Annotated in this window: 23 protein-coding genes, 1 tRNA gene, 2 pseudogenes and 1 riboswitch; of the genes and pseudogenes, 14 read left to right on the top strand and 12 right to left on the bottom strand. The window is 71.0% G+C overall.

Features of this window, described 5'->3' with window-relative positions:
• Positions 1-159 precede the first annotated feature (159 nt).
• Both ABH928_RS05195 and ABH928_RS05190 read left to right on the top strand, forming a co-directional pair.
• Complete coding sequence (locus tag ABH928_RS05195; RefSeq protein WP_370062478.1) at positions 160-1,680, top strand: hypothetical protein; 1,521 nt, start codon at positions 160-162, stop codon at positions 1,678-1,680.
• Between the two features lie 310 nt (positions 1,681-1,990).
• A complete protein-coding gene (locus ABH928_RS05190) occupies positions 1,991-3,763 on the top strand; it encodes a protein kinase (protein WP_370062476.1) in 1,773 nt (590 codons plus the stop codon).
• A 6-nt stretch (positions 3,764-3,769) separates the two neighbouring features.
• On the opposite strand, the gene ABH928_RS05185 is transcribed toward ABH928_RS05190, so the two are convergent.
• From ABH928_RS05185 to ABH928_RS05170, 4 genes and pseudogenes are all read right to left on the bottom strand, one after another.
• Positions 3,770-4,195: a carboxymuconolactone decarboxylase family protein gene (locus ABH928_RS05185; protein ID WP_370062474.1), complete on the bottom strand. Its 426-nt coding sequence runs from the start codon at positions 4,193-4,195 to the stop codon at positions 3,770-3,772.
• Positions 4,196-4,374: 179 nt separating this feature from the next.
• Positions 4,375-5,328, bottom strand: coding sequence for a hypothetical protein (locus ABH928_RS05180; protein WP_370062472.1), 954 nt, complete (start codon positions 5,326-5,328; stop codon positions 4,375-4,377).
• Positions 5,329-5,494: 166 nt separating this feature from the next.
• Complete coding sequence (gcvH, locus tag ABH928_RS05175; RefSeq protein WP_370062470.1) at positions 5,495-5,875, bottom strand: glycine cleavage system protein GcvH; 381 nt, start codon at positions 5,873-5,875, stop codon at positions 5,495-5,497.
• A gap of 109 nt (positions 5,876-5,984) precedes the next feature.
• Positions 5,985-6,281: pseudogene (locus ABH928_RS05170) on the bottom strand (GTP-binding protein); the annotation flags it as partial.
• Between ABH928_RS05170 and ABH928_RS05165 the strand changes: the two are divergent.
• The 6 genes and pseudogenes from ABH928_RS05165 to cobF form a co-directional block, all read left to right on the top strand.
• A pseudogene (locus tag ABH928_RS05165) lies at positions 6,282-6,476 on the top strand (hypothetical protein); the annotation flags it as partial.
• 77 nt (positions 6,477-6,553) lie between these two features.
• Positions 6,554-8,482: a methylmalonyl-CoA mutase family protein gene (locus ABH928_RS05160; protein WP_370062468.1), complete on the top strand. Its 1,929-nt coding sequence runs from the start codon at positions 6,554-6,556 to the stop codon at positions 8,480-8,482.
• Complete coding sequence (gene scpA, locus ABH928_RS05155) at positions 8,479-10,698, top strand: methylmalonyl-CoA mutase (protein WP_370062466.1); 2,220 nt, start codon at positions 8,479-8,481, stop codon at positions 10,696-10,698. Before ABH928_RS05160 ends, scpA begins: the two co-directional genes overlap by 4 nt.
• Positions 10,699-10,712: 14 nt before the next feature.
• Entirely contained in the window at positions 10,713-11,717 is a 1,005-nt protein-coding gene (gene meaB / locus ABH928_RS05150; RefSeq protein ID WP_370062464.1) for a methylmalonyl Co-A mutase-associated GTPase MeaB, read from the top strand.
• Positions 11,717-12,562 (top strand): cobalt-precorrin-6A reductase, encoded by an 846-nt coding sequence (locus ABH928_RS05145; RefSeq protein ID WP_370062462.1) that lies wholly within the window; start codon positions 11,717-11,719, stop codon positions 12,560-12,562. The genes meaB and ABH928_RS05145 overlap by 1 nt, the downstream gene beginning before the upstream one ends.
• A 64-nt stretch (positions 12,563-12,626) precedes the next feature.
• Positions 12,627-13,388 (top strand): precorrin-6A synthase (deacetylating), encoded by a 762-nt coding sequence (gene cobF, locus ABH928_RS05140; protein ID WP_370062460.1) that lies wholly within the window; start codon positions 12,627-12,629, stop codon positions 13,386-13,388.
• 30 nt (positions 13,389-13,418) lie between these two features.
• Here the strand turns inward: cobF and ABH928_RS05135 are convergent, their stop codons facing one another.
• On the bottom strand, positions 13,419-13,970 hold the full coding sequence (locus ABH928_RS05135; protein ID WP_370062458.1) for an NIPSNAP family protein: 552 nt from the start codon (positions 13,968-13,970) through the stop codon (positions 13,419-13,421).
• On the bottom strand, positions 13,967-14,449 hold the full coding sequence (locus ABH928_RS05130) for a hypothetical protein (RefSeq protein WP_370062456.1): 483 nt from the start codon (positions 14,447-14,449) through the stop codon (positions 13,967-13,969). Before ABH928_RS05130 ends, ABH928_RS05135 begins: the two co-directional genes overlap by 4 nt.
• Before the next feature lie 62 nt (positions 14,450-14,511).
• Here ABH928_RS05130 and ABH928_RS05125 point away from each other — a divergent pair, with 62 nt between their 5' ends.
• The 3 genes from ABH928_RS05125 (at position 14,512) to ABH928_RS05115 (ending at position 17,386) form a co-directional block, all read left to right on the top strand.
• Entirely contained in the window at positions 14,512-15,495 is a 984-nt protein-coding gene (locus tag ABH928_RS05125; RefSeq protein ID WP_370062454.1) for a helix-turn-helix transcriptional regulator, read from the top strand.
• Positions 15,496-15,532: 37 nt separating this feature from the next.
• Positions 15,533-15,673: riboswitch (cobalamin riboswitch) on the top strand.
• A gap of 165 nt (positions 15,674-15,838) precedes the next feature.
• A complete protein-coding gene (locus tag ABH928_RS05120; RefSeq protein WP_370062452.1) occupies positions 15,839-16,915 on the top strand; it encodes a HoxN/HupN/NixA family nickel/cobalt transporter in 1,077 nt (358 codons plus the stop codon).
• 78 nt (positions 16,916-16,993) lie between these two features.
• A complete protein-coding gene (locus ABH928_RS05115; protein ID WP_370062450.1) occupies positions 16,994-17,386 on the top strand; it encodes an ArsR/SmtB family transcription factor in 393 nt (130 codons plus the stop codon).
• A 23-nt stretch (positions 17,387-17,409) separates the two neighbouring features.
• Here the strand turns inward: ABH928_RS05115 and ABH928_RS05110 are convergent, their stop codons facing one another.
• From ABH928_RS05110 to ABH928_RS05095, 4 genes are all read right to left on the bottom strand, one after another.
• Positions 17,410-17,589, bottom strand: a complete 180-nt coding sequence (locus tag ABH928_RS05110; protein ID WP_370062448.1) for a hypothetical protein — start codon at positions 17,587-17,589, stop codon at positions 17,410-17,412.
• Positions 17,590-17,712: 123 nt separating this feature from the next.
• Positions 17,713-18,477: a succinate dehydrogenase/fumarate reductase iron-sulfur subunit gene (locus tag ABH928_RS05105; protein WP_370062446.1), complete on the bottom strand. Its 765-nt coding sequence runs from the start codon at positions 18,475-18,477 to the stop codon at positions 17,713-17,715.
• Complete coding sequence (locus ABH928_RS05100; protein ID WP_370062444.1) at positions 18,474-20,441, bottom strand: fumarate reductase/succinate dehydrogenase flavoprotein subunit; 1,968 nt, start codon at positions 20,439-20,441, stop codon at positions 18,474-18,476. Before ABH928_RS05100 ends, ABH928_RS05105 begins: the two co-directional genes overlap by 4 nt.
• The gene (locus ABH928_RS05095; protein WP_370062442.1) at positions 20,441-21,145 is read right to left on the bottom strand and encodes a succinate dehydrogenase cytochrome b subunit; all 705 of its coding nucleotides are present in this window, start codon (positions 21,143-21,145) and stop codon (positions 20,441-20,443) included. The genes ABH928_RS05100 and ABH928_RS05095 overlap by 1 nt, the downstream gene beginning before the upstream one ends.
• Positions 21,146-21,240: 95 nt before the next feature.
• Between ABH928_RS05095 and ABH928_RS05090 the strand changes: the two genes are divergently transcribed.
• From ABH928_RS05090 to ABH928_RS05080, 3 genes are all read left to right on the top strand, one after another.
• Positions 21,241-22,167 carry a LysR family transcriptional regulator gene (locus ABH928_RS05090; protein WP_370062440.1) on the top strand — a complete coding sequence of 309 codons (927 nt, stop codon included), beginning with the start codon at positions 21,241-21,243 and terminating at the stop codon, positions 22,165-22,167.
• A gap of 102 nt (positions 22,168-22,269) precedes the next feature.
• A tRNA-Met gene (locus ABH928_RS05085) sits at positions 22,270-22,343 on the top strand.
• 135 nt (positions 22,344-22,478) lie between these two features.
• Positions 22,479-24,137 carry a DEAD/DEAH box helicase gene (locus ABH928_RS05080; RefSeq protein ID WP_370062983.1) on the top strand — a complete coding sequence of 553 codons (1,659 nt, stop codon included), beginning with the start codon at positions 22,479-22,481 and terminating at the stop codon, positions 24,135-24,137.
• A gap of 146 nt (positions 24,138-24,283) precedes the next feature.
• On the opposite strand, the gene ABH928_RS05075 is transcribed toward ABH928_RS05080, so the two are convergent.
• Both ABH928_RS05075 and ABH928_RS05070 read right to left on the bottom strand, forming a co-directional pair.
• Positions 24,284-25,159: a transglycosylase SLT domain-containing protein gene (locus tag ABH928_RS05075; protein ID WP_370062438.1), complete on the bottom strand. Its 876-nt coding sequence runs from the start codon at positions 25,157-25,159 to the stop codon at positions 24,284-24,286.
• Between the two features lie 492 nt (positions 25,160-25,651).
• Positions 25,652-26,551: a TauD/TfdA family dioxygenase gene (locus tag ABH928_RS05070; RefSeq protein ID WP_370062436.1), complete on the bottom strand. Its 900-nt coding sequence runs from the start codon at positions 26,549-26,551 to the stop codon at positions 25,652-25,654.
• Between the last annotated feature and the right edge of the window lie 14 nt (positions 26,552-26,565).

Raw genomic sequence — 26,565 nt, 5'->3', positions numbered from 1 at the left:
GTCCCCTTGATCGGATCGCGGCGGAGTGTCCCCCACATGACGACGTCAGTCACCGGCTCGGTACCCCCGACCACAGGCGTAACCGGAAGCGACGCGGGCCGCCGTCCCCGGACACGCGGGACCTCCCTCAGGCAGGCCCGAGGGGACGCACTGCTGGTCGTGGGCGTGTTCCTGCTCGGGCTGCCCGTCTGCATCCGCCTGCCCTGGGACGGTGACCTCGGCGTGCACCTGGCGACGGCGCTGCGGGCCGCCGCGTCGCCATGGAACCCGGTCGACCCGCTGACCGGAACGACCGATTCGAGCCCCTACTACTCGCCGCTGACGATCCCCCAGGGACTGCTCGGCCGGGTCACCGGCCTCTCCGCGCACGCGGTCGTCAGCATCAGCGCCGCCTGCTTCGTCCTCGTTCTGGCGATCGGCGTCGTGCGGCTGACCCGCTGCTTCACCGACCACGTCCTCGCCCCCGCGCTGGCTCTGGCGCTGCTGGTCGGGTTGTGGGGCTGGCAGCTCTTCGACTGGAGCGGCTTCCCCTCGCTCAACTCGCTGGCGCTGGGCGTCGGTTACCCCAGCACGGCGGCGCTGGCGCTGACGCTCAACCTGTGGGCCTGGTGCCGTCGCCGGACCATGCGCGACGGGGGTGCGCGGCCGGGGCTCTGGCTGTCCGGAATGGGCGCCTGTCTCGGCGTCATCCTGCTGATCCATCAGTTCACCGGGCTCGCCGCCGGGCTCGGCCTGGCCGCCATGGCCTGCGGCCCGCTGTGGCGTCAGGCCCGCACCCGGCAGGACCGGCTGCGGCTTCTCGGGCACGCGGCGGGAGCCGTCACCGTCTGCGCGGTGGTGGTGAGCGTCTGGCCGTACTACGACTTCTGGGCGCTCGGCGGCAGCGCCGACGCGCTCAACAGGATCCACCAGCCGCTCTACCTGGCCATGGGGCGGCACTACGGACTGGCGCTGCTCGGCGTTCCGGCGCTCGCGCTGCGGTTCCGCCGGGACCGGCTGGATCCGCTGGTGCTGCTCTTCCTCTCCTCACTTGGCGTCTTCGTCGCCGGTGGGCTCACCCACGAGTGGGCGATGGGCCGGATCCTGCCCGCCGTCATGCTCTCCGCGCAGCTCGCCCTCGCCTACGAGCTGCTGCCCACCCGGTCGGCGACGGCTCGGACAGCCCCTGGCTCCGGGCTCACGCGGCGGCTGCGCCGGGCCGCGCTCGCGGTCACCGCAGCCGCTGCGGCGGTCGGGCTGTGGACGCAGGCGGGCGCACTCGTCTTCGCGCTGCCCGGTCTGCGGGCGCCGCTGACGGACGCGGGCGTCCACGTCGTCGCCCTCTGGGACGCGTCGACCTGGCACTTCCCGTCGGCGCAGACCACGGCCGCCACAGGGACGCTGATGACCGAGGACTACTACATGTTCCGCGTCGCGCCGGCGCACGGCATGCCCACCGTCGCGCCCGCGTACATGGACGTGTTCCTCAGGGACAGCACCGCGCGTTCCGACGCCACCTGGGCCTTCTTCAATCCCGCCACCCTCCACGCCCAGCGGCTGGCGACGCTGCGCCGCTACCACGTGCGGTGGATCGGCGTCCCCGCCGCCGCGCTGCCGTCCGACCTACGCGGCGACGTGCAGGTCGTCTCGTCCGAGCCGTACGGTCTCACCCTCTTCGCGGTGGATCCCGCAGCCTCCTGACGACACGTCAACAGTCGTGGCAGACGGGCAGGCACGTCGGTAGGCAGGCACGTCACCGGCAAGCACGCAGTGAACCATTCTTGACGCTGCGTCAGATATGTGGGGACGATGGAGAACCGGCCGCACCGATCACTGCATGCGGATCTGTCGCTGATCTTCTCGTAGACTCGCGAGGCCTACGAGGACAGTTGACATTCCGGGATTGTGAGCACACTGCGTGGCTGAAACGGGGAACGGGTCGAACGAGCCTTACGGGTTCGACCTTGCGGGGAGCGGGGCCACACCACTCGGGGACGAGGACCCGCGCAGGGTGGGGTCGATCCCACTGCTGGGGCGGCTCGGTTCCGGCGGCATGGGCCGGGTCTACCTGGGTGTGGTCGACGGCAGATACGCCGCGATCAAGCAGGTGTTGCCTGCCTTCGCCGAGGACGGGGACTTCCTGCGGCACTTCGGCCACGAGCTGGACAACCTGGCCAGGCTCCCGAAGGACGTGAGCGCCGCGCTACTGGCCAGCGACCGCGGGGGCCGTCCGCCGTGGTTCGCCACCGCGTACATCCCCGGCATGACGCTGGCTCAGACGCTGGACCTGCACGGCGGTCCGCTCTCGGTCCCGATGCTGTGGCTGCTGCTGCGCGAGGCGGCGGCCGGCCTCAAGGCCGTCCACGCGCAGGACATGGTGCACCGGGACCTCAAGCCGTCGAACGTGATGCTCACCGAGCAGGGCGTCACGCTCATCGACTTCGGGGTGGCACGCGCGGCCGACCAGAGCCGACTGACCCGCACCGGCGTGATGATGGGCACCCCCGCCTACATGTCCCCGGAGCAGGCCAACGCGGCCAAGAACCTCACCGGCGCCACGGACGTGTGGGCACTCGGCGCGATGCTTGCCTACGCGGCGGCCGGGGAACCGCCGTTCGGCGACGGCTCGGGCGTGGACCTGCTCTACCGCATCGTCCACACCGAGCCCGACCTGACCCGGGTCCGCGCGCTGAACGCCGAGCTCGGGGAGGTCGTCGCTGCCTGCCTCGACAAGAACCCGCTGGCCCGGCCCAGTGCGGAGCGGCTGCACGAGCTCGGCAAGCAGAAGTGCGGTGCGCCGAAGCCCGGTTGGCCGTCGGAGGTCATGAGCATCCTGGCCCGGCGGTCGGCCTTCGCCCGCACCGAGGTGCCCGCGATCGCGGCTCCTGCCGAGGCGGCTGCGGCGGGCGCGGGGGCGGCTCCGGCTGACGCGGTGCCGGCACCGGGTGCGGGAGGCGCCGCGCCAGCCGGCTCGCCGACGGGGCAGAGCGTCGTCTCCCCGGTCCTGCTCAGCGAAGGGCCGCCACCCGAGCGGCCTCGACGCCGCAGGCGCCTGATGTACACCGTCGTCCCGATCCTCCTTGCTGTGGGTGCGATCGTCGCGGTGGCGCTGCTGCCGGGGACCCTCTCCCCCTCCAGCAACGCAACGGGCGGACACTCCGGGACCTCGGTCACCACGGTCCCGGCGACGACCACCTCCCCCCGCTCCGCCTCGCCGTCGGCGAGCGGTTCAGGCTCGGGCTCGCCGTCCTCGCACGCGTCGGCGTCGGCGGGCACGAGCCCGACCGCGAAGTCGAGCTCGACCTCCGGCTCCGGCTCGACCGGCAGTGCGTCGGCGGGGACGAGCGGTGGCACCAGCTCGGGGGGTACCAGCTCAGGGGGCACCAGTTCCGGGGGCAACTCAGGCGGCACGGGCGGAGGCTCCTCCGGCGGCTCCAACGGAGGCTCCAGCGGCGGGTCGACGCGCCCGCCGACCGGCTCCGCACCAGGCACGGTGACGAACTGGAGCGCCTACTTCCAGGGCAATTGCTTCGGCAGCTGCCGCTTCCCGATCCTCATCCAGTGGAACACGGTCTCCGGCGCGACCAGCTACGACATCCACTACACCAACGACGGCGCCGGCAACGCCAACGACAAGACGGACACCGTCATCCCCACCGGCGGCTCCAGCTACACGATCAGCAGCCAGGTCTCCGGCGACAACATCTGCATCTGGCTCCGTGCCGTCAACTCGCACGGCGTCTCGCCCTGGTCGAAGTCCATCTGCTCCGAGACCCCGTACTGATAGCCGCTAGTGTTGCGCCCGGCCTGTTCCCTCGACCGGCAACAGGCCGCGTTCGGCGAACACCTCCTTGGCGACCTTGGTGGCATTGATCGCGCGGGGGAAGCCGCAGTATCCGGCGGACTGCAGCAGCGCCTCGACGATCTCGACCGGCGTGAGGCCGACGTTGAGCGACGTGCCGATGTGCATGCGCAGCTCGGGCTCGCAGCCGCCCAGCGCGGTGAGCATGCCGAGGGTGAGCAACTGGCGGTCGCGCGGCGCCAACTGGGGTCGGCCGTAGATCTCCGCGTACCCCCAGGCCACCGCCTGGTGGGCCAGCTCGGGTGAGACGTCGGCCATCGAGTCGACGAAGAGCTGCCCCTGCCCCCCGCTGACCTCTTCGAGGAGTGCCATTCCGCGTTCGAACCGTGCCTGCCGCTCGCCCTGCTCCGTCATGGGCCGACGGTACCGGGGGTGCCGCGCGGCGTCAGGGTCCGGCGGGCGTGTCCGGAGTCGCGACGAGGTGCACCACCCGGCTGGAGTAGCCGCGTGCGGCTCACGCGGACGGGCGCTGTCAGCGCCGAGCTGCTCAACGGCCCGCTAGACCGTCCTGACGGGGAGACACCTGACGTCGGTCAGCTGAGACCTGCTCCGTGCACCAGGTCCGTGCCGAGTCGCGTCGGGGCGTGGTGGACCGTCTGGCCGTTGCGGACGGTGGCGATGAGGCCGGACTCGCGTAGGACGGAGGCGTGTCGCGAGGCTGCTGCAGCCGATACTCCGAGTGTCGCCGCGAGCCGTCCGGTGGTCACGGCCGGCGTCCTGACGACGGCGACGAGTGCCGCTGCCCTTGTCGTTCCCAGGAGCGACTCCAAGGCAGGGGCCGGAGCGTGGAGCTCGGGGTCGCGCGTGATGACACCGGGCGCCGCGGGATAGATGACCGTCACCGAGTCAGCCAGCGGGTCGAACATGATGCGAGTGGCCAACGCCGTCGGCTGGAGGATCAAGGGACGCCCTTCGAGAGATTCTTCGGCCTCGACGTTGGTGTTCAGACGCAGCCTCCGACCGTCCCAACGAATCGACGGGTGCAAGGAGTTCAGCATGTCGTCGATGCCACCGAGCGCGGCGCGGACTTTTGCGTCGGCTGATGCGGTGGCGACGGCGGAGGTGATCCTTCGGCGGTAGGGGTCCAGCGCCGTGGTACGGAATGTGGCGAGGATGTGATTCAGCGTGCTCACCGCGCCCGAGCGGCCGTCAGCGAGCTCGCGGGTGAACGGAGTCAGGGCGCTGGATCGGGCCAGGTCACGCAGATGAGCGGTAGCCGACGGGGACTCAGGGTCGATCCCTGACGACGCCGCGCAGGCGACCTGATCGAAGAACGCCGGTATGTAGAGGCTCGTGTACAGGTCGAACAATCTGCTGTGGTCGGGGTTCCAGCCCCGGGCGACCTCCAGCTTCCACGCCGTCAGCCTCCGGTCGGAAGTCCGGTAGGCCAACTGAGCCCCGCCCAGCGCGAGCTCGTACCCGAAGTCAGGCACGTCGGCGACCTGCAGCCGCTCCAAGTCGTCCGTCGACAGACTGATCCGTATCAACCTGGCATCCCCCCGGAGCCATACGCCGACGAGTCGGCTTCAGACCTTTTGCATGTCCACGCAAAAGACTAGCTGTTGGATCACGCACCGTCGATCGATTACCGTTTTCGGCTGGGGCCGGCTGCACCGCAGGCGGACCCAGCACAACAGCAAGGAAAACAGGCCGTCAGCCGATCAACTTCTCGTAGGCGGCGGCGTCGAGGAGCTCGTCGAGCTTGGCGCCTGCCGCCAGCTTGATGCTGACCAGCCACGCGTCGTAGGGGTCCGAGTTGACTCCCTCGGGGGAGTCGACGACGTCCTGGTTCACCGCCACCACCTCACCGTCCACCGGGCTGTAGAGCTCGGAGACCGACTTCACGGACTCGATGGTGCCGATCTCGTCACCGATCTGGACGGACCTCCCCTCCGGCGGCAGCTCCAGGAACACGATGTCGCCGAGGGCGTTCTGGGCGAAGTCGGTGATGCCGACCCGCACCGTGCCGTCCTTTTCGACGTGCACCCACTCGTGGTCGGCTGTGTACATGAGGTCGGCGGGGACGTTCGCCATGACAGGCTCCTCCGGGACAGGGTGTGATCAACAGGTGACACGCTGCCATGCCGGGGGGTGCCTGTATGCGAGCTTTCGCCCCAACACGCCCGAAGGGCGGGCACCTGCGTCAGCGACCCACTGGAACCTCGCAGACGTTGTCCCAGGCCGGGAACGGGCCGTCGAAGGCACGCCAGGCGGTCTCGTCACCGGCCAGCTCGTCGTCGGAGAGCAGGCAGGCGTACAACTCACGGCGGAGCGCGTCGTGCTGGAGGCCGGTGCCGATGAAGACCAACTCCTGCTGCCGCGCGATCTCCTCGTGCCGATGTGGCCCGTCCGCCTCCTCGACGTGGGCGCCGGAGGGCTCGAACCGGGCGACGGAGCCGGCCTGGGACCAGAGGCCGGTGATGTGGGGGCGGGTCACCAGCTGCACCGCGCGGTCTTCGCGCGGCTCGGGGAGGCCGACTGGCCGCACGGCATCGAGACGGCCGTCGACGCCGCCCTGACCGCCCGCTACTACGAGCGGTACGCGGACCATGCCGCGTCGCTCGCCGGGCGCGTGGTGTACCTGGTCACCGGGAGGCATCCGCACCCGGAGGGCTCGCTCGTCCTCACCCCCTGACATGCAGGTGCGGAGAGGGATACATCACAACCGTTCGCTCTGCTGAACCTCAAGCTGGCTGCTCTAGCATCCTTTGCATGACAGTCGTGCCTGATGACGGGCTCTCGCTCGCTGCCGAATTCCCCGACGCCACCCGAGACCAGTGGCAGAGCCTGGTAGCCGGCGTACTGCGCAAGTCGGGGAAGGACGTGTCGGGCGCGGCTGCCGAGGAGGCCCTCGCGACCGCCCTGGAGGACGGCCTCGTCGTCGCTCCCCTGTACACGGCGGAGAACACGGCCGAGAACACCGCGGACGGCACGACCGGCTTCCCCGGCTTCGCACCGTACCTCCGTGGCGCCGCACCGGCCTCGACCGGCTGGGACGTACGTCAGCGACACGAGCGGCCGGAGGCCGACCGCTGCAACGAGGCCGTGCTCGCCGATCTGGAGAACGGCGTCACCTCCCTCTGGCTGGCCGTGGGCGGATCGGGTGTGCCCGTCACCGACCTGGCCCGTGCCCTGGACGGCGTCTACCTCGACCTCGCGCCGGTCGCGCTCGACGCGGGCGCCGAGACCGGCGCCGCCGCACGCGAGCTGCTGCGGATCTACGACGCCAAGGGCGTCGCGCCCGACGTCGTCCGCGGCACGCTCGGCGCCGACCCGATCGGCCTCTCCGCCCGGACCGGCGAGCCGGTTGCCGAGTCGGACACCGCCGACGCCGTCGAGCTGGCCAAGCTCTGCGCCGACCGCTACCCGGGGATGCGCGCACTGACCGTGGACGCGCTGCCGTACCACGAGGCCGGCGCCTCGGCCGCCGAGGAGCTCGGCTGCTCGCTGGCCACCGGCGTCGCCTACCTGCGGCTGCTGACCGAGGCCGGACTCTCCGTCGACGCGGCCTGCCGCCAGCTGGAGTTCCGCTACGCGGCCACCGCGGACCAGTTCCTGACGGTGGCCAAGTTCCGTGCGGCGCGGCGCCTTTGGGCCCGGGTCGCGGAGGCGAGCGGGGCCGGCGCAGAGGCGAGCGGGGCCGGTGCGGCCACCGGCGCCGCTGCCCAGGTGCAGCACGCCGTCACCTCGCCGGTGATGATGACCCGGCGTGACCCGTACGTGAACATGCTGCGCACCACCATCGCCTGCCTCGCGGCCGGGGTCGCCGGTGCCGACGCGGTGACCGTGCTGCCGTTCGACCACGAGCTCGGGCTGCCGGACGCGTTCGCCCGCCGGATCGCCCGCAACACCTCGTCGATCCTGCTGGAGGAGTCCCACCTGGGCCGGGTCACCGACCCGGCGGGCGGCTCCTGGTACGTGGAGCAGCTGACCGACGAACTCGCCCACGCCGCTTGGGCGTTCTTCCAGGAGCTGGAGCGTGCGGGCGGCCAGGAGGCGGCGCTGCGTTCCGGCATGGTGGCCGACCGGATCGCGGCCACCTGGGCGGCACGCGGCAAGAAGCTCGCCCGTCGCAAGGAGCCGATCACCGGCGTCAGCGAGTTCCCGAACCTCGCCGAGACGCCCGTCGTCCGCGAGGAGGCCGCAGCGGACCGGATCCGCCCCCTGGCCCGCCACACGGGCGACGGCAAGGGCCTCCCCCGGGTCCGCCGCGACGAGGCGTACGAGGCGCTGCGGGCGCGTTCGGACGCGCAGCTCGCGGCGACCGGCGCGCGCCCCCGGGTCTTCCTCGCCGCGCTCGGCCCGGCGGCGGCGCACACCCCGCGCGCGACCTTCGCGTCCAACCTGTTCCAGGCGGGCGGCATCGAGCCCGTGCACGACCCGGTGTCCGTGGACGCCACCACCGTCGGCTCGGCGTTCGCCGCCAGCGGCGCGACCGTCGCGTGCCTCTGCTCCAGCGACGAGCTCTACGCGGAGCAGGCCGAGGCCGTCGCCGAGGCGCTCCGCACCGCAGGCGCCACGCGTGTGTACCTCGCCGGTCGGCCCGCCGAGTACGCGCAGGTCGACGCCTACGTCTTCGCCGGTTGCGACGCGCCGGCCGTCCTTTCCTCCGCCCTCGACCTCATGGGAGCCCCGGCGTGACGCAGATTCCCGACTTCTCGCACGTCGACCTCGGTGCCGGTGCACCGGCCGGGGCCACCGAGGAGCAGTGGCGCGCGGCGGTCAAGGAGGCCACCGGCAGCAGCGTCGGCGACCTGCTCTGGGAGACGCCCGAGGGCATCTCCGTCAAGCCGCTCTACACCGGCCAGGACCTTGAGGGCCTGGACTTCCTCGGCACCTACCCGGGCGTCGCGCCGTACCTGCGCGGCCCGTACCCGACGATGTACGTCAACCAGCCGTGGACGATCCGGCAGTACGCCGGGTTCTCCACCGCCGAGGAGTCCAACGCCTTCTACCGCCGCAATCTGGCGGCCGGTCAGAAGGGCCTGTCGGTCGCCTTCGACCTGCCGACCCACCGCGGCTACGACAGCGACCACCCGCGCGTCACCGGCGACGTCGGCATGGCGGGCGTCGCGATCGACTCGATCTACGACATGCGCCAGCTGTTCGACGGGATCCCGTTGGACAAGATGACGGTGTCGATGACCATGAACGGTGCCGTGCTGCCCGTTCTCGCCCTCTACATCGTGGCGGCCGAGGAGCAGGGGGTGCCGCCCGAGAAGCTGGCGGGGACCATCCAGAACGACATCCTCAAGGAGTTCATGGTCCGCAACACCTACATCTATCCGCCGAAGCCCTCGATGCGGATCATCTCCGACATCTTCGCGTACACCTCTCAGAAGATGCCGCGCTACAACTCCATCTCCATCTCCGGCTACCACATCCAGGAGGCCGGAGCGACGGCCGACCTGGAGCTGGCGTACACGCTCGCGGACGGTGTGGAGTACCTGAGGGCGGGTCAGGCCGTGGGCCTGGACGTGGACACCTTCGCGCCGCGGCTCTCGTTCTTCTGGGCGATCGGCATGAACTTCTTCATGGAGATCGCCAAGATGCGCGCGGCCCGGCTGCTCTGGGCCAAGCTGGTCAAGCAGTTCGACCCCAAGAACGCCAAGTCGCTGTCGCTGCGCACCCATTCGCAGACCTCCGGCTGGTCGCTCACCGCGCAGGACGTCTTCAACAACGTCACCCGGACCTGCGTCGAGGCCATGGCCGCGACCCAGGGGCACACCCAGTCGCTGCACACCAACGCGCTGGACGAGGCGCTGGCCCTGCCGACCGACTTCTCCGCCCGCATCGCCCGCAACACCCAGCTGCTGCTGCAGCAGGAGTCGGGGACCTGCCGCGTCATCGACCCGTGGGGCGGCAGCGCCTACGTCGAGCGGCTGACCTACGACCTGGCCCGGCGCGCCTGGCAGCACATCCAGGAGGTCGAGGCGGCCGGCGGCATGGCGAAGGCCATCGACGCGGGCATCCCCAAGCTCCGGATCGAGGAGGCGGCGGCCCGCACCCAGGCCCGGATCGACTCCGGTCGCCAGCCGGTCATCGGCGTCAACAAGTACCGGGTCGAGAGCGACGAGCAGATCGACGTGCTCCAGGTCGACAACTCCTCGGTGCGCGCCCAGCAGATCGCCAAACTCCGGCGGCTGCGGGAGGAGCGCGACGAGACGGCGACGCAGGACGCGCTGCGCGCGCTGACCGCTGCGGCCGAGCGCGGTTCGGGCTCGGATTCCGGATCGGGCCTGGACAACAACCTCCTCGCGCTGGCCGTGAACGCGGCCCGCGCCAAGGCGACCGTCGGCGAGATCTCCGACGCCCTGGAGAAGGTGTACGGGCGGCACACCAGCCAGATCCGTACCATCGCGGGTGTGTACCGCAACGAAGCAGGCGAGTCCCCGTCGCTCGGCCGCACCCGTGCCCTGGTCGACTCCTTCGAGGAGGCCGAGGGGCGCCGTCCGCGCATCCTGGTGGCCAAGATGGGCCAGGACGGGCACGACCGCGGCCAGAAGGTGATCGCGACGGCCTTCGCCGACCTCGGCTTCACGGTCGACGTGGGCCCGCTGTTCCAGACCCCGGCCGAGGTGGCCCGTCAGGCCGTCGAGGCGGACGTGCACATCGTCGGCGTCTCCTCGCTGGCCGCCGGCCACCTGACACTGGTTCCCGCGCTGCGCGAGGAGCTGGCGGCCGAGGGCCGCGAGGACATCATGATCGTCGTCGGCGGCGTCATCCCGCCGCACGACGTCCCGACGCTGCTCGACATGGGCGCGGCAGCGGTCTTCCCGCCCGGCACGGTAATCCCGGACGCGGCCTACGACCTGGTGCAGCGCCTCGGCGCCTCGCTCGGTCACGCGGACCTGTAGTCGCGGATCAGCGGATGCGCATCGATCTGGACGCCTACATCAAGGGTGTGCTCGACGGGAAGCGGGCGTTCGTCGCCCGCGCCGTCACGCTCGTCGAGTCCACCCGTCCCGACCACCGGGCCCTGGCGCAGCAGTTCCTGACGGAGCTGCTTCCGTACTCCGGCAAGGCCCGGCGGATCGGCATCAGCGGCGTGCCCGGCGTGGGCAAGTCCACGTTCATCGACGCCTTCGGCACCATGCTGACCGGCCTGGGCCACCGGGTCGCGGTGCTGGCCGTCGACCCGTCCTCGACCCGGACCGGCGGCTCCATCCTCGGCGACAAGACGCGGATGGAGCGGCTGGCGGTGGACCCGGCCGCGTTCGTCCGCCCCTCCCCCAGCGCCGGGACGCTCGGCGGGGTGGCCAAGGCGACGCGCGAGTCCATGGTGGTGATGGAGGCCGCGGGTTACGACGTGATCCTGGTCGAGACCGTCGGCGTGGGCCAGTCGGAGACCGCCGTCGCGGACATGGTCGACTCCTTCCTGCTGCTCACCCTCGCCCGAACCGGCGACCAGCTTCAGGGCATCAAGAAGGGCGTGCTGGAGCTGGCCGACGTCCTCGCCGTCAACAAGGCCGACGGCCCGCACGAGCGCGACGCCCGCGCCGCCGCCCGCGAACTGGCGGGCGCGCTGCGGCTGATGCATCCCGCCGACGCTGCGTGGACCCCGCCGGTCCTGCACTGCAGCGCGCGGGAGTCCACCGGGCTCGACACGGTCTGGGAGCGGCTGGAGCAGCACCGCACGCTACTGGAGTCCACGGGTCGGCTCACCGCCAAGCGCCGTTCGCAGCAGGTCGACTGGGCCTGGTCCATGGTCCGCGACGAGCTGCTCGGCCGGCTGAAGGCGCATCCGGGTGTCCGTGCGCTCACTCCGGACCTGGAAGCCCAGGTCCGGGCGGGCGAGTTGACGGCGACCCTAGCCGCCGAGCAGATCCTCGCCGCCTTCGACGGCGTCAACTCCGCAGATGCCAGCGAAAGCTGATGTCCAGTCATGAGCTGCGTCATACATTCCGTCATGCACTCCGTCATGTGCTGATCCTGGGCGGCACGACCGAGGCCCGGCTGCTGGCAACGGAGCTTGCGGCATGGTCTGCCGCCCTACGGGTCACCACATCGCTGGCAGGCCGCGTGGAGCAACCGGCGCTGCCGGACGGGGGCGTGCGCGTCGGCGGGTTCGGCGGCGCGGACGGTCTGGCCGCCTGGCTGCGCGCCGAGCGGGTGTCGGCTGTGGTGGACGCCACGCATCCCTTTGCCGCCGGGATCAGCGCCAACGCCGCCCAGGCCGCGGCCGGGACCGGCGTGCCGCTGCTCGTGCTGCGCCGCCCGGGCTGGCAGCAGGTCGCGGGCGACCGCTGGCATCTGGTCGCCTCGCTGTCCCAAGCCGCAGCCCTGCTACCGGAGTTGGACAGCGCGGAGTCGGGCAGCGCGGAGTCGGGCAGCCGGGTCTTCCTCACCACCGGTCGCAAGGACCTGGCCCCGTTCACCGGCCCCGACCGGCTGCCCGCGCTGGACCGGCTCCGGTTCCTGATCCGCTCGGTCGATCCACCCGAGCCACCGCTCCCGCCGGGCGTCGACGTGGTGCTGGACCGCGGCCCGTTCACCCTCGACGGCGAACGGGCGCTGCTGCGGCATCACCGGATCGGCGTGCTGGTCACGAAGGACAGCGGTGGCGCGGCCACGGCCCCGAAACTGACGGCGGCGCGGGAACTCGGCCTGCCCGTCGTCGTGGTCCAACGACCGCCCGCGCCTGCGGGCGTGCCAGTGGCAGCGGACGTCGCGGCCGCGCTGGCATGGCTGGCGCGTCTGGCTCGTCCGCAACTCACCTGACCCGGACGACCGCGCCCTGACCTCGGCGTACGGTCGCCGGAACCGATCCGGAAGAATCATCCCCATGCGGCACATCAACGTCATCGGCATCGGCGCGGGCGACCCCGACCACCTCACCCTCCAGGCGGTCAAGGCGTTCGCCCGGACCGACGTCTTCCTCCTCCTCGACAAGAACGACCAGCGGCAGGAGCTCGTCCAGCTGCGCCTGCGCATGATCGAGGAGCACGGACGCCCCGGCCACCGGCTCGTCCAGGTCCCGGACGCCGAGCGCGACCGCAGCACCCCCGCGTACCGGGAGGCGGTCCACGACTGGCGGCGGCGCCGGGCCGAGCTGGTGGCGGGCCTGATCGCCGAGCACATCGGCCCGGACGGCACGGGCGCGCTGCTGGCCTGGGGCGATCCTGCCCTCTACGACAGCGTCTCCGCCGTCCTCGACGAGATCCTGGAGCAGGACCCCACCGCCTTCAGCTACGACGTCATCCCCGGCATCAGCAGCCCCTCGGTGCTCGCGGCACGCCACCGCACCACGCTGACCCGGGTCGGCCGCCCGGTGCGCATCACCACCGCCCGCCGCCTGGCCGCCGACGGCTTCCCGCCCGGTGCGGAGGACGCCGTGGTGATGCTGGACGGGAAGGCGGCGTTCAGCAGGATCGATCCCGAGGGCGTCCACATCCACTACGGCGCCTACCTCGGCACCCCGGACGAGATCCTGGTCTCCGGCCCGCTCGCCGAGACCGCCGAGGAGATCTCCCGCCTGCGCCAGGAGGCCCGCGAGGCCAAGGGCTGGATCATGGACAGCTACCTGCTGCGGCGTAGGGAGGACTGACGTCGCGTCACGGCGTCAGGCGTCACGGCGTCACGGGGCCACAGGTTCCAGCCGCAGTCGCCGGACCGGCCAGGGAGGCGGCGGCTCGGCCGGGCCGAACCAGACACGGACGTCCTCTCCCGCGCGGACCGGCAGGAGCGGATAGTCGTTCTCGGTGTGCTCGGTGCGGTGCAGCGCATGCCGGGGGCCCAGGTGCCGCGCGGCGTACGCGTCGAAGTCGGCCACGACCCCGGGGTGGCAGACGGTGGTAAGGACTTCACGCGTGCCGGGCGTCGGCGTGAAGCCCGGGCCGCGCAGCAGCAGGACGTCGTCGCTGTCGACCATGGTGGCGTTGGCCGCGTCGCGGTGCTCGCGCCAGACCGGGCCGGTGTAGAACGCCTCCAGCGAGCGCCGACGGTGTGCCATGTTCGGAAAAGCGCGCAGCCAGACGAAGCGGTCCGGGTCGTCCAGGTCGCGGAAGCGCCCGCCCACGGTGATGCCGACCGCCTGCTGGCCGGTCACGAACTCGCGCTCGAAGAGCTCGATCAGCGTCTCCCGCGCGCCGGGATGCAGGGTGTACTGCCGGAGTTCGACGATGTTCATGCGCCGGGCCGCCAGGTACGGGTGCGGGTGCGGGTGAAGTCCATGGTCCAGTTGAGCTCCCAGGTGCGGCCCCCGTCGGCGGAGAACTCCTGCTCCCAGCGGGCGGTGTCCGGGCCGAGGCGCTGCCAGGTGAAGTGCACCCGGATCGGGCGGCTGTCGTAGGTGTCATCTCCGTAGAAGTCGCCACGGTCACCGGTGAAGCCGCCGACCACCGGCGGGTCCAGCCGGCCGGTCCTGCTGTCGGACCAGTGGATCGACCACTGCTTCGTTTCGCGGTCGAAGAGCCGTAGGGACACGCCCTGACGGCCCAGGGTGGGGAAGGTGATCTCGTCGATGTTGCCGGCCCCTCCGAACAGGGGCTGGATCACCGAGTGACCGGGGAACTCCTCCCAGATGTCCGCGTCGGCGTCGCCGAGTGGTGTGGTGAGACGGCGGTTGGCCACGTCCCAGGAGCCGTGCAGGAAGTCGAAGTCGTCCATGTGACGCAGGTTAGGCACGCTCCACTGACATCTCCTGTCAGTGGATGTGGATACTGGGCGACATGCGCGCGAGCCGACTGGTGACCCTGCTTCTGCTGCTCCAGAACCGGGGCCGGATGACGGCCCGCCAACTGGCCGAGGAGCTGGAGGTCTCCGTCCGCACGGTCTACCGGGACGTCGACGCGCTCGCCGCCGCCGGCATCCCGCTGTACGGCGAGGCGGGACACGCGGGCGGCTACCAGCTGGTCGACGGCTACCGGACCCGGCTCACCGGGTTGACCCCGGACGAGGCGCAGGCCGCGTTCCTGACGGCGCTCCCGGACGCCGCCGCCCAACTCGGCCTCGGCGAGGCGCTGGTGACCGCCCAGCTCAAGCTGCGGGCCGCACTTCCAGCGGAGCTGCGCGAGCAGGCCGAGCGGATCCGGCGGAGCTTCCTGCTCGACGCCCCCGGCTGGTACGGCGAGGCCGAGAGCACGCCTCACCTGCCCGCGGTCGCCGCCGCGCTCTGGGCGCGGCGAGCGGTCCTCATGCGGTACCGGCGCTGGCGGGCGCCGGAGGAGATCGAGCGGCGGGTCGAGCCGTACGGGCTGGTCCTCAAGGCCGGACGCTGGTACCTGGCCGCCGGCGGGCCGTCCGGGATCCGCACCTACCGGGTCGACCAGATCCTCGAAGTCCATATGCTGGATCAGGAGTTCGCCATCCCGGACAGGTTCGACCTGGCCGCGCACTGGAGCAGCAGTCTGGCCGACTTCCACACCCGGCTGCACACCGGGGAGGCCCTGGTCCGGCTCACCCCGGAGGGCGCCCGCCGCCTCGGCGTAACGGCCTTGGGCGACGGAGCAGCACAGGACGGATGGACCGAGACCCGGGTGCCCATCGAGTCGATCGACCACGCCCACCAGGAGTTCCTCCGGCTCGGCGCGGACGTCGAGGTCCTGGCACCGGCCGAACTCCGCGACCGCATCACCGAGACGGTGCGTACCCTCGCCGCCCGGTACCAGCCGACGTCCGCACCGTCCTCGGCAGTGAATCAGACACCTGCTTAGATGTGCAGGCTTGTACCCGAGCCCCCGCCACCTCTAGGCTGCCGAAGGTCCCCTCACTGCGCGGGGACAGTGCAGCGTCAGCGAAGTCCGGTGAGAATCCGGCGCTGTCCCGCAACGGTGAACCCCTCGGCACGAGTGAGGGCAAGTCCGGTCGCCTGGCGTCGCACTCCTGGAAACCAGCCTCGCAGGAAGGTCGGTCCGGACCGGGCCCTCCGGGAGTCTCCGACCAGGCCGCGCCGACCTGTGAGCGTCCCGAGGAGGATGCCCAGTGTCCGCGTTCGTCGCCAAGCTACAGATGGTCCGTCAGTCCCTGAGTCCCGCGGAATGGACCAGGATCGGGGTGATGTCCCTGGTGATTCTGCTGCTGAACGGCGTCGGCTGGGGCATCTACATCTTCACTGTGCTCCCCCACCACTTCCACTACGACAAGCTCGGCGTCGGCCTCGGCGTCGCGTTCACCGCCTGGACGCTGGGCGCGCGTCACGCCTTCGACGCGGACCACATCTCCGCGATCGACAACTCCACCCGCAAGCTACTGGCGGACGGTCAACGTCCCCTGGCCAGTGGCTTCTTCTTCGCCCTCGGCCACTCCACGGTCGTCTCCGCCGTAGGCGTCGGCATCACCGTCGCCGCCAAGGCCGTCTTCGGCGCGATGGTCGACCCGAACTCGACCTACGAGACGCTGGGCGGCATGCTCGGCACGCTCACCTCCGCCGGGTTCCTCTACCTGATCGCCGCGCTCAACCTGATCGTGCTCGCCGGGATCTTCAAGGTCTTCCGCGACATGCGCCGGGGCACCTTCGACGAGGAGGAGCTCGAAAGGCAGCTCCAGGCGCGCGGGCTGATGTGGCGCTTCTTCGGCCGCTTCATGCGCTCCATCAACCACACCTGGCAGCTCTTCTTCGTGGGCATGATCTTCGGCATCGGCTTCGACACCGCCACCGAGGTCGTCCTGCTCGCCGCCACCGCCTACGCCGCCACCGCCGGGCTGCCGTTCTACGCCGTGCTGGCGCTGCCGCTGCTCTTCTCCGGCGGCATGATCCTCTTCGACACCTTCGACGGCTTCTTCATGAACTTCGCCTACGGCTGGGCCTTCGCGCGACCTGTGCGCAAGGTCTACTACAACCTCGTCATCACCGGCCTCTCCATCGCCGCCGCTTTCCTGATCGGCACCATCGAGGTGCTCGGCGTACTCACCAGCGAGCTCCATCTCACCGGCGGCTTCTGGGACTTCATGGCCAACTTCGACATCAACAAGGCTGGCTTCGTCATCGCTGGGCTGTTCGCCCTCACCTGGGTCGTCGCGCTGCTCTACTGGCGTTACGGCAAGATCGAGTCCCGCTGGCAGACCGGTCTCGCCGGAGGGACGGAGGCCGCTCCTGCCGACGCCGCAGCGACAGTCACGGCCACCGAGGCCTGAGCCCGCCAACTGACCCTGCACATCCGCTCACCTGCACGGTGTTGCAGATCACCGGGCAGCGGGGGTCCAATGGGCCCCATGCATCTCGTTCCCACCGAGCGGGCCCACCGCAGGGCCATCGACGAACACAGCGTCTGCACGGCCATCGAAGGCATCGGCGAGCCCGATCAACTCCCCGTCTGGGCCGACCGTTTCGCGCTGCTCGGCGAGCCGCACCGGCTCGCCGTGCTGCTGGCCGTCCACCGGGCCGGTCCGATCGCCGTCACCGACCTGGCCACGGCGACCGGTATCGCCGACACCGCTGTCTCGCAGATCCTGCGCCTGCTACGCGCCGGTGGCACGGTCGCCGGGACGAAGGACGGCCGGATCGTCCGGTACGAACTCAAGGACGCCCACCTGGCGGCGATCCTCGACCAGATCCGTCCCGAACCGGCCGTCCTCGCCCGGGAGCTGCACCACAGCGCCACCTGAGCGCGCCGGAGGCCGTCCCGGGATCAGCAGGAGATGTCGCCCGGGCCGACGTCCGTGCCGAGCATCCCGGTGAACTGCTTGTACAGGCTGATCCGGTCGTTGCGCTCGTCCGGGTTCTTGCCGTTGCACTCCGGGTCGCCGTTGATGTTGCGGATCGTCTCGCCGAAGCCCCGGCCGTTGACCATCGCGTCGTGGCCCGTCATCGTCCCGGCACCGCGCTGGGTGTTCCAAGCGTCCCTCCGCGTACCTGGGAGCACCCGTGGTGGCGTCAGATCTCGCCATCGGCGACCGTGTCCGCCCCGGAACGCGCGCCGGACGGGAACCCGTCAGCGCCGGTGTGCCGCGCCGGGGTTGCTCCTCGCCGCGCGGAGGAACTCGCGGTTGAGGGTGGCGATGCTGGTCAGCGGGATGCCCTTGGGGCAGGCCGTGGTGCAGGCGCCGGTGTTGGTGCAGCCGCCGAAGCCCTCGGCGTCCATGGCGCCGACCATGTCCAGCACCCGGCTCTCGCGTTCCGGCGCGCCCTGCGGGAGGACGCCGAGGTGGGTGATCTTGGCGCTGGTGAAGAGCATCGCCGAGCCGTTCGGGCAGGCTGCCACGCACGCGCCGCAGCCGATGCACTCGGCGTGTTCGAAGGCGAGGTCCGCGTCCGGCTTGGGGACGGGGGTGGCGTGGGCCTCGGGAGCGGAGCCGGTCGGAGCGGTGATGTAACCGCCGGCCTGGATGATGCGGTCGAACGCCGAGCGGTCCACGACCAGGTCCTTGACGACCGGGAAGGCGGTGGCCCGCCACGGTTCGATGTCGACGGTCTGGCCGTCGGTGAAGTGGCGCATGTGCAGCTGGCAGGTCGTGGTGGCGCGTTCCGGGCCGTGCGCCTCGCCGTTGATGACCAGCGAGCACATGCCGCAGATGCCCTCGCGGCAGTCGTGGTCGAAGGCGACCGGCTCCTCGCCGCGCTGGATCAGGTCCTCGTTGAGGACGTCGAGCATCTCCAGGAACGACATGTCGGGTGAGACGTCCTGGACCTGGTAGGTGACCATGGCGCCGGGGGCGTCGGCGTTGCGCTGGCGCCAGATCCGCAGGGTGAGGTTCACGTGTAGCTCCGCTGGGTGGGGTGGACGTACTCGAAGACCAGGTCTTCCTTGTGCAGGACGGGCGCGCTGCCGGTACCGGTGAACTCCCAGGCGGCGGCGTAGGAGAACGCGTCGTCCTGGCGGGCGGCCTCGCCGTCGCGGGTCTGCGACTCGGTGCGGAAGTGCCCGCCGCAGGACTCGGTGCGGTGCAGCGCGTCCAGGCAGAGCAGTTCGGCGAGTTCGAGGTAGTCGACGACGCGGTTGGCCTTCTCCAGGGACTGGTTGAGCTCGTCGCCTGCGCCAGGGACCGTGATGCAGCGCCAGAACTCCTCGCGGATCTCCGGGATCCGGGCCAGCGCCTTGCGCAGCCCGGCGTCGCTGCGGGCCATGCCGCAGTACTCCCACAGCAGTTCGCCGATCTCGCGGTGGAAGGAGTCGGGGCTGCGGTCGCCGTCGTTGGCGAGCAGCCGGGCGAGGCGCTCGGTGGTCTCCCGGACCACCGGGGCGACCTCGGGATGGTCCTCGGTGACCAGTCCCAGGCTCGGGTTGCGGGCAAGGTAGTCGTTGAGCGTGGTGGGGAGGACGAAGTAGCCGTCGGCCAGGCCCTGCATCAGGGCGGAGGCGCCCAGGCGGTTGGCGCCGTGGTCGGTGAAGTTGGCCTCGCCGATGGCGAACAGGCCCGGGACGGTGGTCTGCAGGTCGTAGTCGACCCAGAGGCCGCCCATCGTGTAGTGGATCGCCGGGTAGATCCGCATGGGGACCTGGTAGGGGTCCTCGCCGGTGATCCGCTGGTACATCTCGAAGAGGTTGCCGTACTTCTCGGCGACGGCCTGCCTGCCCAGCCGCCGGGTCGCGTCGGCGAAGTCGAGGTAGACGCCGAGCCCGCCGGGACCGACGCCGCGACCCTCGTCGCAGACGTTCTTGGCGGCGCGGGAGGCGATGTCGCGCGGCACCAGGTTGCCGAAGGAGGGGTAGAGGCGCTCCAGGTAGTAGTCGCGCTCGTCCTCGGGGATCCGGTCGGGGCTCCGGGTGTCGCCCTTGGTCTTCGGCACCCAGATCCGGCCGTCGTTGCGCAGCGACTCGCTCATCAGCGTGAGCTTGGACTGGTGGTCCCCGGAGCGCGGGATACAGGTGGGGTGGATCTGCGTGAAGCAGGGGTTGGCGAAGTACGCGCCACGCCGGTGCGCGCGCCAGGCGGCCGTCGCGTTGGAGTTCTTGGCGTTGGTGGAGAGGTGGAAGACGTTGCCGTACCCGCCGGACGCAAGGACGACGGCGTCGGCGAAATAGCTGGAGACGGTGCCGGTGATCAGGTCGCGGGCGACGATGCCGCGGGCACGGCCGTCGACCACGATCAGGTCGAGCATCTCGGTGCGCGCGTGCATCTCGACGTTGCCGGCGGCGATCTGCCGGGACAACGCCTGGTACGCGCCGAGGAGGAGTTGCTGACCGGTCTGGCCACGGGCGTAGAAAGTGCGCTGCACCTGGACGCCGCCGAAGGAGCGGGTGTCGAGCAGTCCCCCGTACTCGCGGGCGAACGGGACGCCCTGGGCCACGCACTGGTCGATGATCTGCACGGAGACCTCGGCCAGGCGGTGGACGTTGGACTCGCGGGCGCGGAAGTCGCCGCCTTTCACGGTGTCGTAGAAGAGCCGGTGGACGCTGTCGCCGTCGTTGCGGTAGTTCTTCGCCGCGTTGATGCCGCCCTGCGCGGCGATGGAGTGAGCCCGCCGTGGGGAGTCCTGGTAGCAGAACTGGACGACGTGGTAGCCCTGTTCGGCGAGGGTGGCCCCGGCGCTGCCGCCGGCCAGGCCGGTGCCGACCACGATCACCGTGTGCTTGCGGCGGTTGGCGGGGTTGACCAGCTTCGCCTGGAAGCGGCGGGTGTTCCAGCGCTCCTCGATGGGCCCGTCGGGTGCCCGGGTGTCGGCGACGGGCGCGCCGACCGCATAGTCGACATAGGGGGTGCTGTCGGGGTGCTCGGACATCAGTGCACGGCTCCGGTCATGACTGCGACGGGCACGGTGACGAAGCCCGCGAAGAGGACAAGGGCGAGGACCCAGCTGACGGTCCTGAAGACCGGGCCGCTGCGGGGCCCGTTGGCGCCCAGGGTCTGTGCGGCGCTCCAGAACCCGTGGCGGATGTGCAGGCCGAGCGCCGCCATCGCCACGAGGTAGATGACGTCCGCCCACCAGTTGCGGAAGTCGGCGACGACGTTCTCGTACGGGTGGCCCGCCTCGCCCAGCGGGTTCAGGGTGCCGGTGGTGAGGTCGAGGATGTGCCAGACCAGGAACAGGCCGATGATCACGCCGCCCCAGCGCATGGTGCGGGTCGCGAAGGACGGGCCGACGGGCGTGCTGTGGACGTAGCGCTGCCTGCGCGCGGCGACGTCCCGGCGGCTCAGCTGGTACGCGGAGACCGCGTGGAGCACGACGCACGCCACGAGGGCCGTGCGCTGGATCCACAGGTACCAGGACTGGTGCAGGACCGGCTCGCCGATGGTGCGCAGCCAGGCCGCGTACGCGTCGAACTCCGTGGCACCGAAGAAGATCTTGAGATTGCCGAGCATGTGGACGACGAGGAACGCCAGCATGACCACGCCGGTCACCGCCATCACGGCCTTCTTGCCGATGGTGGAGGACCACAGCGTCCGTAGGGTCGACGGCGGAACCGTCCGAATCGCGACTGCCATGGACAAGAAGCTAGGTTCGTCGCATCGAAAGGTCCAAGACATGATCTTGGTTGTTTCGATAGGTAATGCCTATCGAGCGGGTAGGGTTGCGGAACATGCAGCTCCAGCAGCTCGTCTACTTCCTCGCTGTCGCGGACGCGCGCCACTTCTCCCGCGCGGCCCAGCAGGTGCACGTCGCCCAGCCGTCGCTGTCGCAGCAGATCCGGGCGCTGGAACGGGAGTTGGGCTCCGACCTGTTCCACCGCGCCCGCGGCAACATCACCCTCACCGACGCCGGTGAGGCGCTGCTGCCGCTGGCCCGGCGGATCGTCGCCGACGCCGAGAGCGCCCGGATCGAGGTGCAGGAGGTGGCCGGTCTGCGCCGCGGCCGGGTCCGCCTCGGTGCGACACCGAGCCTGTGCACCGGGCTCCTCCCCCACGTGCTGCGCGCCTACCGCCGGGAGCACCCCGGCATCGGCCTGCACATCGAGGAGGGCGGCTCCCGTGACCTGGTCGGCCACCTCGCCACCGGCAGCCTCGACCTGGCCCTGATCATCCTCCCGCTGCAACGGCACGACCCGGCCCTTGCCACCACCGAACTGCTCAGCGAGGAGCTGGTGCTGGCCTCCGCGCCGGACGCCCCGCCGCCGACGGCCGGACCCGTGATCGAGGTCGCCGAGCTGCGCGACCAGCCGCTGGTGATGTTCCGCCACGGCTACGACCTGCGCGAGGTGACCATGGCCGCCTGCCGCGCCGAGGGCTTCGAGCCGCCCTTCGCCGTCGAGGGCGGCGAGATGGACGCGGTGCTCGGCATGGTCGAGGCCGGCCTCGGAGCGGCCGTGGTGCCCAGCATGGTGGCCGCCCGCCGCCCGCTCCGGGTCACCCCGTTCGCCCCGCCGGGACTGCGCCGCACGATCGCGCTCGCCCACCGCAAGGACGTGCAACCGCCGCGCGCCGCGCGCGAGCTGCGAAGCGTGCTGACGCAGTATCTGGACGAGGCCGCCAGGAGCGGAACGCTCCCGCCGGGAACGCGTCCGGCGTGAGGCGCTGATCACAGAGAGAGACGCGGCGACCGGCAGGTGGGCGTCGTCACAGGGCCCCATCCGACATCGGCGGCCGAACTCTGTTAACGTTCAAGGTACCGACGCGGGGTGGAGCAGCTCGGTAGCTCGCTGGGCTCATAACCCAGAGGTCGTAGGTTCAAATCCTGCCCCCGCTACTACGGCTCCGTGGGCTCGGCCGGAAGGCCGGGCCCACGGAGCCTTTTTTGTGACTTCTTGTGGAAGGTCCATCTGTGAACCACCGCACCAACCGGTCGAACGACCAGCGTCCCGCGACCCGCTTCGGTCGGCCGTTGTCCCCGGCCGAGCGGGACGCACGCAACGGACGTAAGCGCGGTGGCCAGCAGCAGCGTGCCAACGCCGAGGGCGGCGGGCAGCGGGGCGGCGCGTCCTACGGTCCGCCGAAGCGCCGTCCGACGAAGCGTCAGTCCGTCGCCGCGCAGGGCGAGTTCGAGGTGGCCGCGCCGGAGACCCCGGGGCTGCCGCCGGTGGCGAGCTTCGCCGAGGCCGAACTGCCGCGTGCGCTGCAGACGACGCTCGTCAAGCAGGGCGTGACCGAGCCGTTCCCGATCCAGGCGGCGACGCTGCCCAACGCGCTGGCCGGACGCGACGTGCTCGGCCGTGGCCGGACCGGCTCCGGCAAGACCCTCGCCTTCGGCCTCGCGGTGCTCGGCCGCCTGACCGGTCGCCGCGCGGAGGTCAAGGCCCCGCTGGCGCTGGTCCTGGTGCCCACCCGCGAGCTGGCCCAGCAGGTCCAGACCGCGCTCACCCCTTATGCGACCGCCGTGAACCTGCGGCTCGCCACCGTCGTCGGCGGCCTGCCGATCGGACGCCAGGCCGGTGAGCTGAAGCGCGGCGTCGACGTACTGATCGCCACGCCCGGCCGGCTGCGCGACCTGCTGGAGCGCGGCGACGTGCAGCTCGGCCGCGTCGAGATCACGGTGCTGGACGAAGCCGACCAGATGGCCGACATGGGCTTCCTGCCGCAGGTCACCGCCCTGCTGGAGCAGGTCCGCCCGGACGGGCAGCGACTGCTCTTCTCGGCGACGCTCGACCAGAACGTCGACCGCCTGGTCCGCCGCTTCCTGAGCGACCCGGTCGCGCACTCGGTCGACCCCAGCGCGGGCGCGGTCACCAACATGGAGCACCACGTGCTCTACGTGAGCGACCAGGACAAGCGCGAGATCACCCGCGAGATAGCGGCCCGCGAGGGACGCGTGATCATGTTCGTCGACACCAAGCGCGCCACCGACCGTCTGGCCAAGGACCTGCTCGCGAACGGCATCCTCGCCGCAGCGCTTCACGGCGGCAAGACGCAGCCGCAGCGCAACCGGGTCCTGGAGCAGTTCAAGCAGGGCCAGGTCACCGCGCTGATCGCCACGAACGTCGCGGCGCGCGGCATCCACGTCGACGACCTCGACCTCGTCGTCAACGTCGACCCACCGACCGACCCGAAGGACTACCTGCACCGGGGCGGTCGCACCGCCCGCGCGGGCGCGTCCGGCACCGTGGTCACCCTGGTCCTCTCCCACGAGCGGCGCGACACGGCCAAGCTCATGACCGATGCGGGCATCCGCCCGTCCAACGACCGGGTCCGCCCCGGCGACCCGGAGCTCGTCCGGATCACCGGCGCGCGCCGCCCGTCGGGCGTCCCGGTCACCCTCCCGACGCCGACTCCGCCGGCCGCGTCCAAGCCTGCCGGGTCGAGGGGTTCCCGCTCGTCGGCCGGTGGACGGGGCGAGCGCTCCCAGCGCAACGAGCGGTCCCAGCGGACCGAAAGGCCCCAGCGGACCGAGCAGCGGGGCGAGCGCGCTCAGCGCGGCGAGCGCACCGAGCGCACTCAGCGGCCCGAGCGCACCGAGCAGTCCGGCCCCCGCGCCGCGTCCGGCCGTCGCCCGGACCAGCGCCGTCGCCGCCCGCAGGGGCCGAAGACGAACCAGGACAAGGCGTAACGACCTGCTGCGCGACAGAGAGGTCCACTCTCTGTCGCGCACCAGGTCGTGAGCCGGGCCCGATTCACCGGATAGTCCGCAACGCACAGCGCCCCCGTACCTGCCAGGCAGGCACGGGGGCGCTGTGCGTTGGCGAGGGCGGCTGATCAGTAGCCGCTCGAGCCGTACGCGACGTTCATGAACGAGCCGTAGGTGGCGTTCGCGTAGCGGACCGCGGCGACGATGTTGTCGACCGGGTTCCAGATGTCCGTGTGCCCCGGCAGCGCGTACGTGTCGAACGTGGACTGGATCGTCTGCATCAGACCCATGGACGGCGTGCCCGCGGCGGCGTTCGAGTCCCAGTTGTTCTGGGCGTTCGGGTTGCCGGAGGACTCGGTCATGGCGCGCGCGGTGATCGCGTCCGCGGTCGGGACCTGGTCGCCGTCGGCCTGGAGGATGGCCTGGGCCTGCGCGATCCAACCGCTCAGGTTGTTCGCGTAGACCGGGGTCGCGGCGGCCGCGGCGGCAGCCGCAGCGGCAGCCTTCGCCTTGGCGGCGGCAGCGGCCTGCGCCTGGGCCTGAGCCTGAGCGGCGGCCTGGGCCTGGGCCTGCGCCTGAGCCTTGGCGGCGGCGTCGGCCTTTGCCTTGGCAGCGGCCTGGGCCTGCGCCTGCGCCTGCGCCTCTGCCTGAGCCTTCGCCTTCGCGGCGGCGTCGGCAGCGGCCTTCGCCTTGGCGGCGGCAGCAGCCTTGGCCTTGGCCGCGTCGGCGGACGCGGACGCGTTGACCAGCGGCGCGCGCTGCTCGGAGCGGTTCGCGGTGCTGGCGGACGGACGGGCGGCGGCAACGGCGCCGGCCGCAGCGGCCGTGTGGCTCGGGCTGGAGCTGCCGGTCAGGGCGACGGCGGTCCCCGTGGCGGCACCGGTCAGCAGGACAGCTGCACCGACACCGGCGGTCAGGCGCTTGTTGAGGCTCATCGCGGAGACACGCTGGTTGAGCTGCACAAGAGAGCGACGGGCGTGGGAGAAACGGGCGTGGGAAGGCATGACACTCCGATGTCGACGGATCTGCCCTGACCGAAGGCGCACGGAACCACGCGTTCGCCGCACCGGCGTCGCTGGCTGGGAATGCGCCCGGCGGCATTCGGGACTGGCCCGACCGAGCAGGGGGAGCACATCGGCGTTTGACAGGTCGGCGCTGTGTGCGCCGGTCGCCGTGCTCCAGCAGGCTCTCTGCCTGGCCTGCCTCAGGCACTCTCACACGGCCTTCACAAGTGGAGCAAGCCATACCGCCGGTAAAGTGCGCCACGCCACAAGAAGGCCGTGACCTGCGTCTCATTTGTCTACGGAGCGCAGCGACGCCGCTCCGATCAGGCACCGCAAAGTGCGGCAACCCGGTCGAAACGGCGTCGTGAGGTCAGTATTTGATGGTGTTTTAGATATTTGCCCAGATAAGTCTGATTCGTCCGATTTAATAATGCTCACCCCTTTTCATCGGGGATAAGCGCAGCCGGTACGGTCCAGTCCGGATCGGGCGGCTCAGGCTGCGAAGCTCTGCGCGTTGACGATGGTGCGGCGGGTGTCGGTGATCGGGCGACGGCCGTGCATCACGCGGGAGTTGTCGATGAGGACGACGTCGCCGTCCTGCCAGGCGATCTCCTCCGTGACCTCCTCGGTGATCCGGGCGAGCTCGTCCAGCACCTCGCGCGGGATCGGGCCGTGCTCGAAGCGGATCTCCGGCGTCTCGTAGTTGTAGGAGGGGCCGAAGATGCTGTTGGCCCAGGTGGTGTCCTCCGACCACTTGCCCGGGTGGGCGGCGTGGGTCTGGAACGCGTAGTGGACTGAGCCGTCCTCGCGCTGCGTCACGGTGGCGTTGCCCTGGTCGGCGAGGAACCGCAGGTCGTCCAGGGTCACCTCCTCCGGCTTTCGGCCGCCGCCCAGACTGAAGGCGGTGAACTGCCGCCACTGCGGCTCGGACACCGAGCGGGCGAAGACCACGGGGTTGTCGAGGAAGAGCTCACGGGTCGGCTCGTCCAGCTGCTCCCACACCCGGCGCCCGTCACAGACGGTGGTCTGCGAGCCGGAAGCCGCGGCCGTGACGCAGTGGAACCACAGCAGGTCGGGCGGGTAGGGGGTCGCGCCGTTCTCGATGTGCAGGCCGATGGAGTCGGTGCCGGAGTCCACCAGCTGCGCGACGTCGCCGTGGAAGGTGCGCGCGGGGTCGAGGGTGACCTTGGCGCTGCACTTCTGCACCAGCTCGTTGAAGTCCTCGACGCTGGGCGCGAAGCCACGCAGCAGCAGGTGGCCCGCCCCGCGGAGTTCGTCCAGCAGCACGGAGGCGGTGTCGACCAGTCTGACGGTGCTGTCGGACGGCGTGATGAGCGCTCCGGTTCCGTCGCCGAGGCGGGACCGGTGGATCGGGAGGGAAGCGGTGGTCACAGGAAAGTCCCCTT

The organism is Streptacidiphilus sp. MAP5-3 (genome assembly GCF_041262505.1).
Lineage (GTDB): Bacteria > Actinomycetota > Actinomycetes > Streptomycetales > Streptomycetaceae > Streptacidiphilus.
This window is presented reverse-complemented; position numbering and strand designations above follow the sequence as displayed.

What these genes read in the sequence shown, in the direction of transcription:
- ABH928_RS05185 (WP_370062474.1), bottom strand. Translation starts at nt 4,195, where the DNA reads ATGACGGAGCAGGGCGAGCGGCAGGCACGGTTCGAACGCGGAATGGCA.
- gcvH (WP_370062470.1), bottom strand. Translation starts at nt 5,875, where the DNA reads ATGGCGAACGTCCCCGCCGACCTCATGTACACAGCCGACCACGAGTGG.
- ABH928_RS05160 (WP_370062468.1), top strand. Translation starts at nt 6,554, where the DNA reads ATGACAGTCGTGCCTGATGACGGGCTCTCGCTCGCTGCCGAATTCCCC.
- meaB (WP_370062464.1), top strand. Translation starts at nt 10,713, where the DNA reads ATGCGCATCGATCTGGACGCCTACATCAAGGGTGTGCTCGACGGGAAG.
- ABH928_RS05145 (WP_370062462.1), top strand. Translation starts at nt 11,717, where the DNA reads ATGTCCAGTCATGAGCTGCGTCATACATTCCGTCATGCACTCCGTCAT.
- cobF (WP_370062460.1), top strand. Translation starts at nt 12,627, where the DNA reads ATGCGGCACATCAACGTCATCGGCATCGGCGCGGGCGACCCCGACCAC.
- ABH928_RS05135 (WP_370062458.1), bottom strand. Translation starts at nt 13,970, where the DNA reads ATGAACATCGTCGAACTCCGGCAGTACACCCTGCATCCCGGCGCGCGG.
- ABH928_RS05130 (WP_370062456.1), bottom strand. Translation starts at nt 14,449, where the DNA reads ATGGACGACTTCGACTTCCTGCACGGCTCCTGGGACGTGGCCAACCGC.
- ABH928_RS05125 (WP_370062454.1), top strand. Translation starts at nt 14,512, where the DNA reads ATGCGCGCGAGCCGACTGGTGACCCTGCTTCTGCTGCTCCAGAACCGG.
- ABH928_RS05120 (WP_370062452.1), top strand. Translation starts at nt 15,839, where the DNA reads ATGTCCCTGGTGATTCTGCTGCTGAACGGCGTCGGCTGGGGCATCTAC.
- ABH928_RS05115 (WP_370062450.1), top strand. Translation starts at nt 16,994, where the DNA reads ATGCATCTCGTTCCCACCGAGCGGGCCCACCGCAGGGCCATCGACGAA.
- ABH928_RS05110 (WP_370062448.1), bottom strand. Translation starts at nt 17,589, where the DNA reads ATGACGGGCCACGACGCGATGGTCAACGGCCGGGGCTTCGGCGAGACG.
- ABH928_RS05100 (WP_370062444.1), bottom strand. Translation starts at nt 20,441, where the DNA reads ATGTCCGAGCACCCCGACAGCACCCCCTATGTCGACTATGCGGTCGGC.
- ABH928_RS05095 (WP_370062442.1), bottom strand. Translation starts at nt 21,145, where the DNA reads ATGGCAGTCGCGATTCGGACGGTTCCGCCGTCGACCCTACGGACGCTG.
- ABH928_RS05090 (WP_370062440.1), top strand. Translation starts at nt 21,241, where the DNA reads ATGCAGCTCCAGCAGCTCGTCTACTTCCTCGCTGTCGCGGACGCGCGC.
- ABH928_RS05075 (WP_370062438.1), bottom strand. Translation starts at nt 25,159, where the DNA reads ATGCCTTCCCACGCCCGTTTCTCCCACGCCCGTCGCTCTCTTGTGCAG.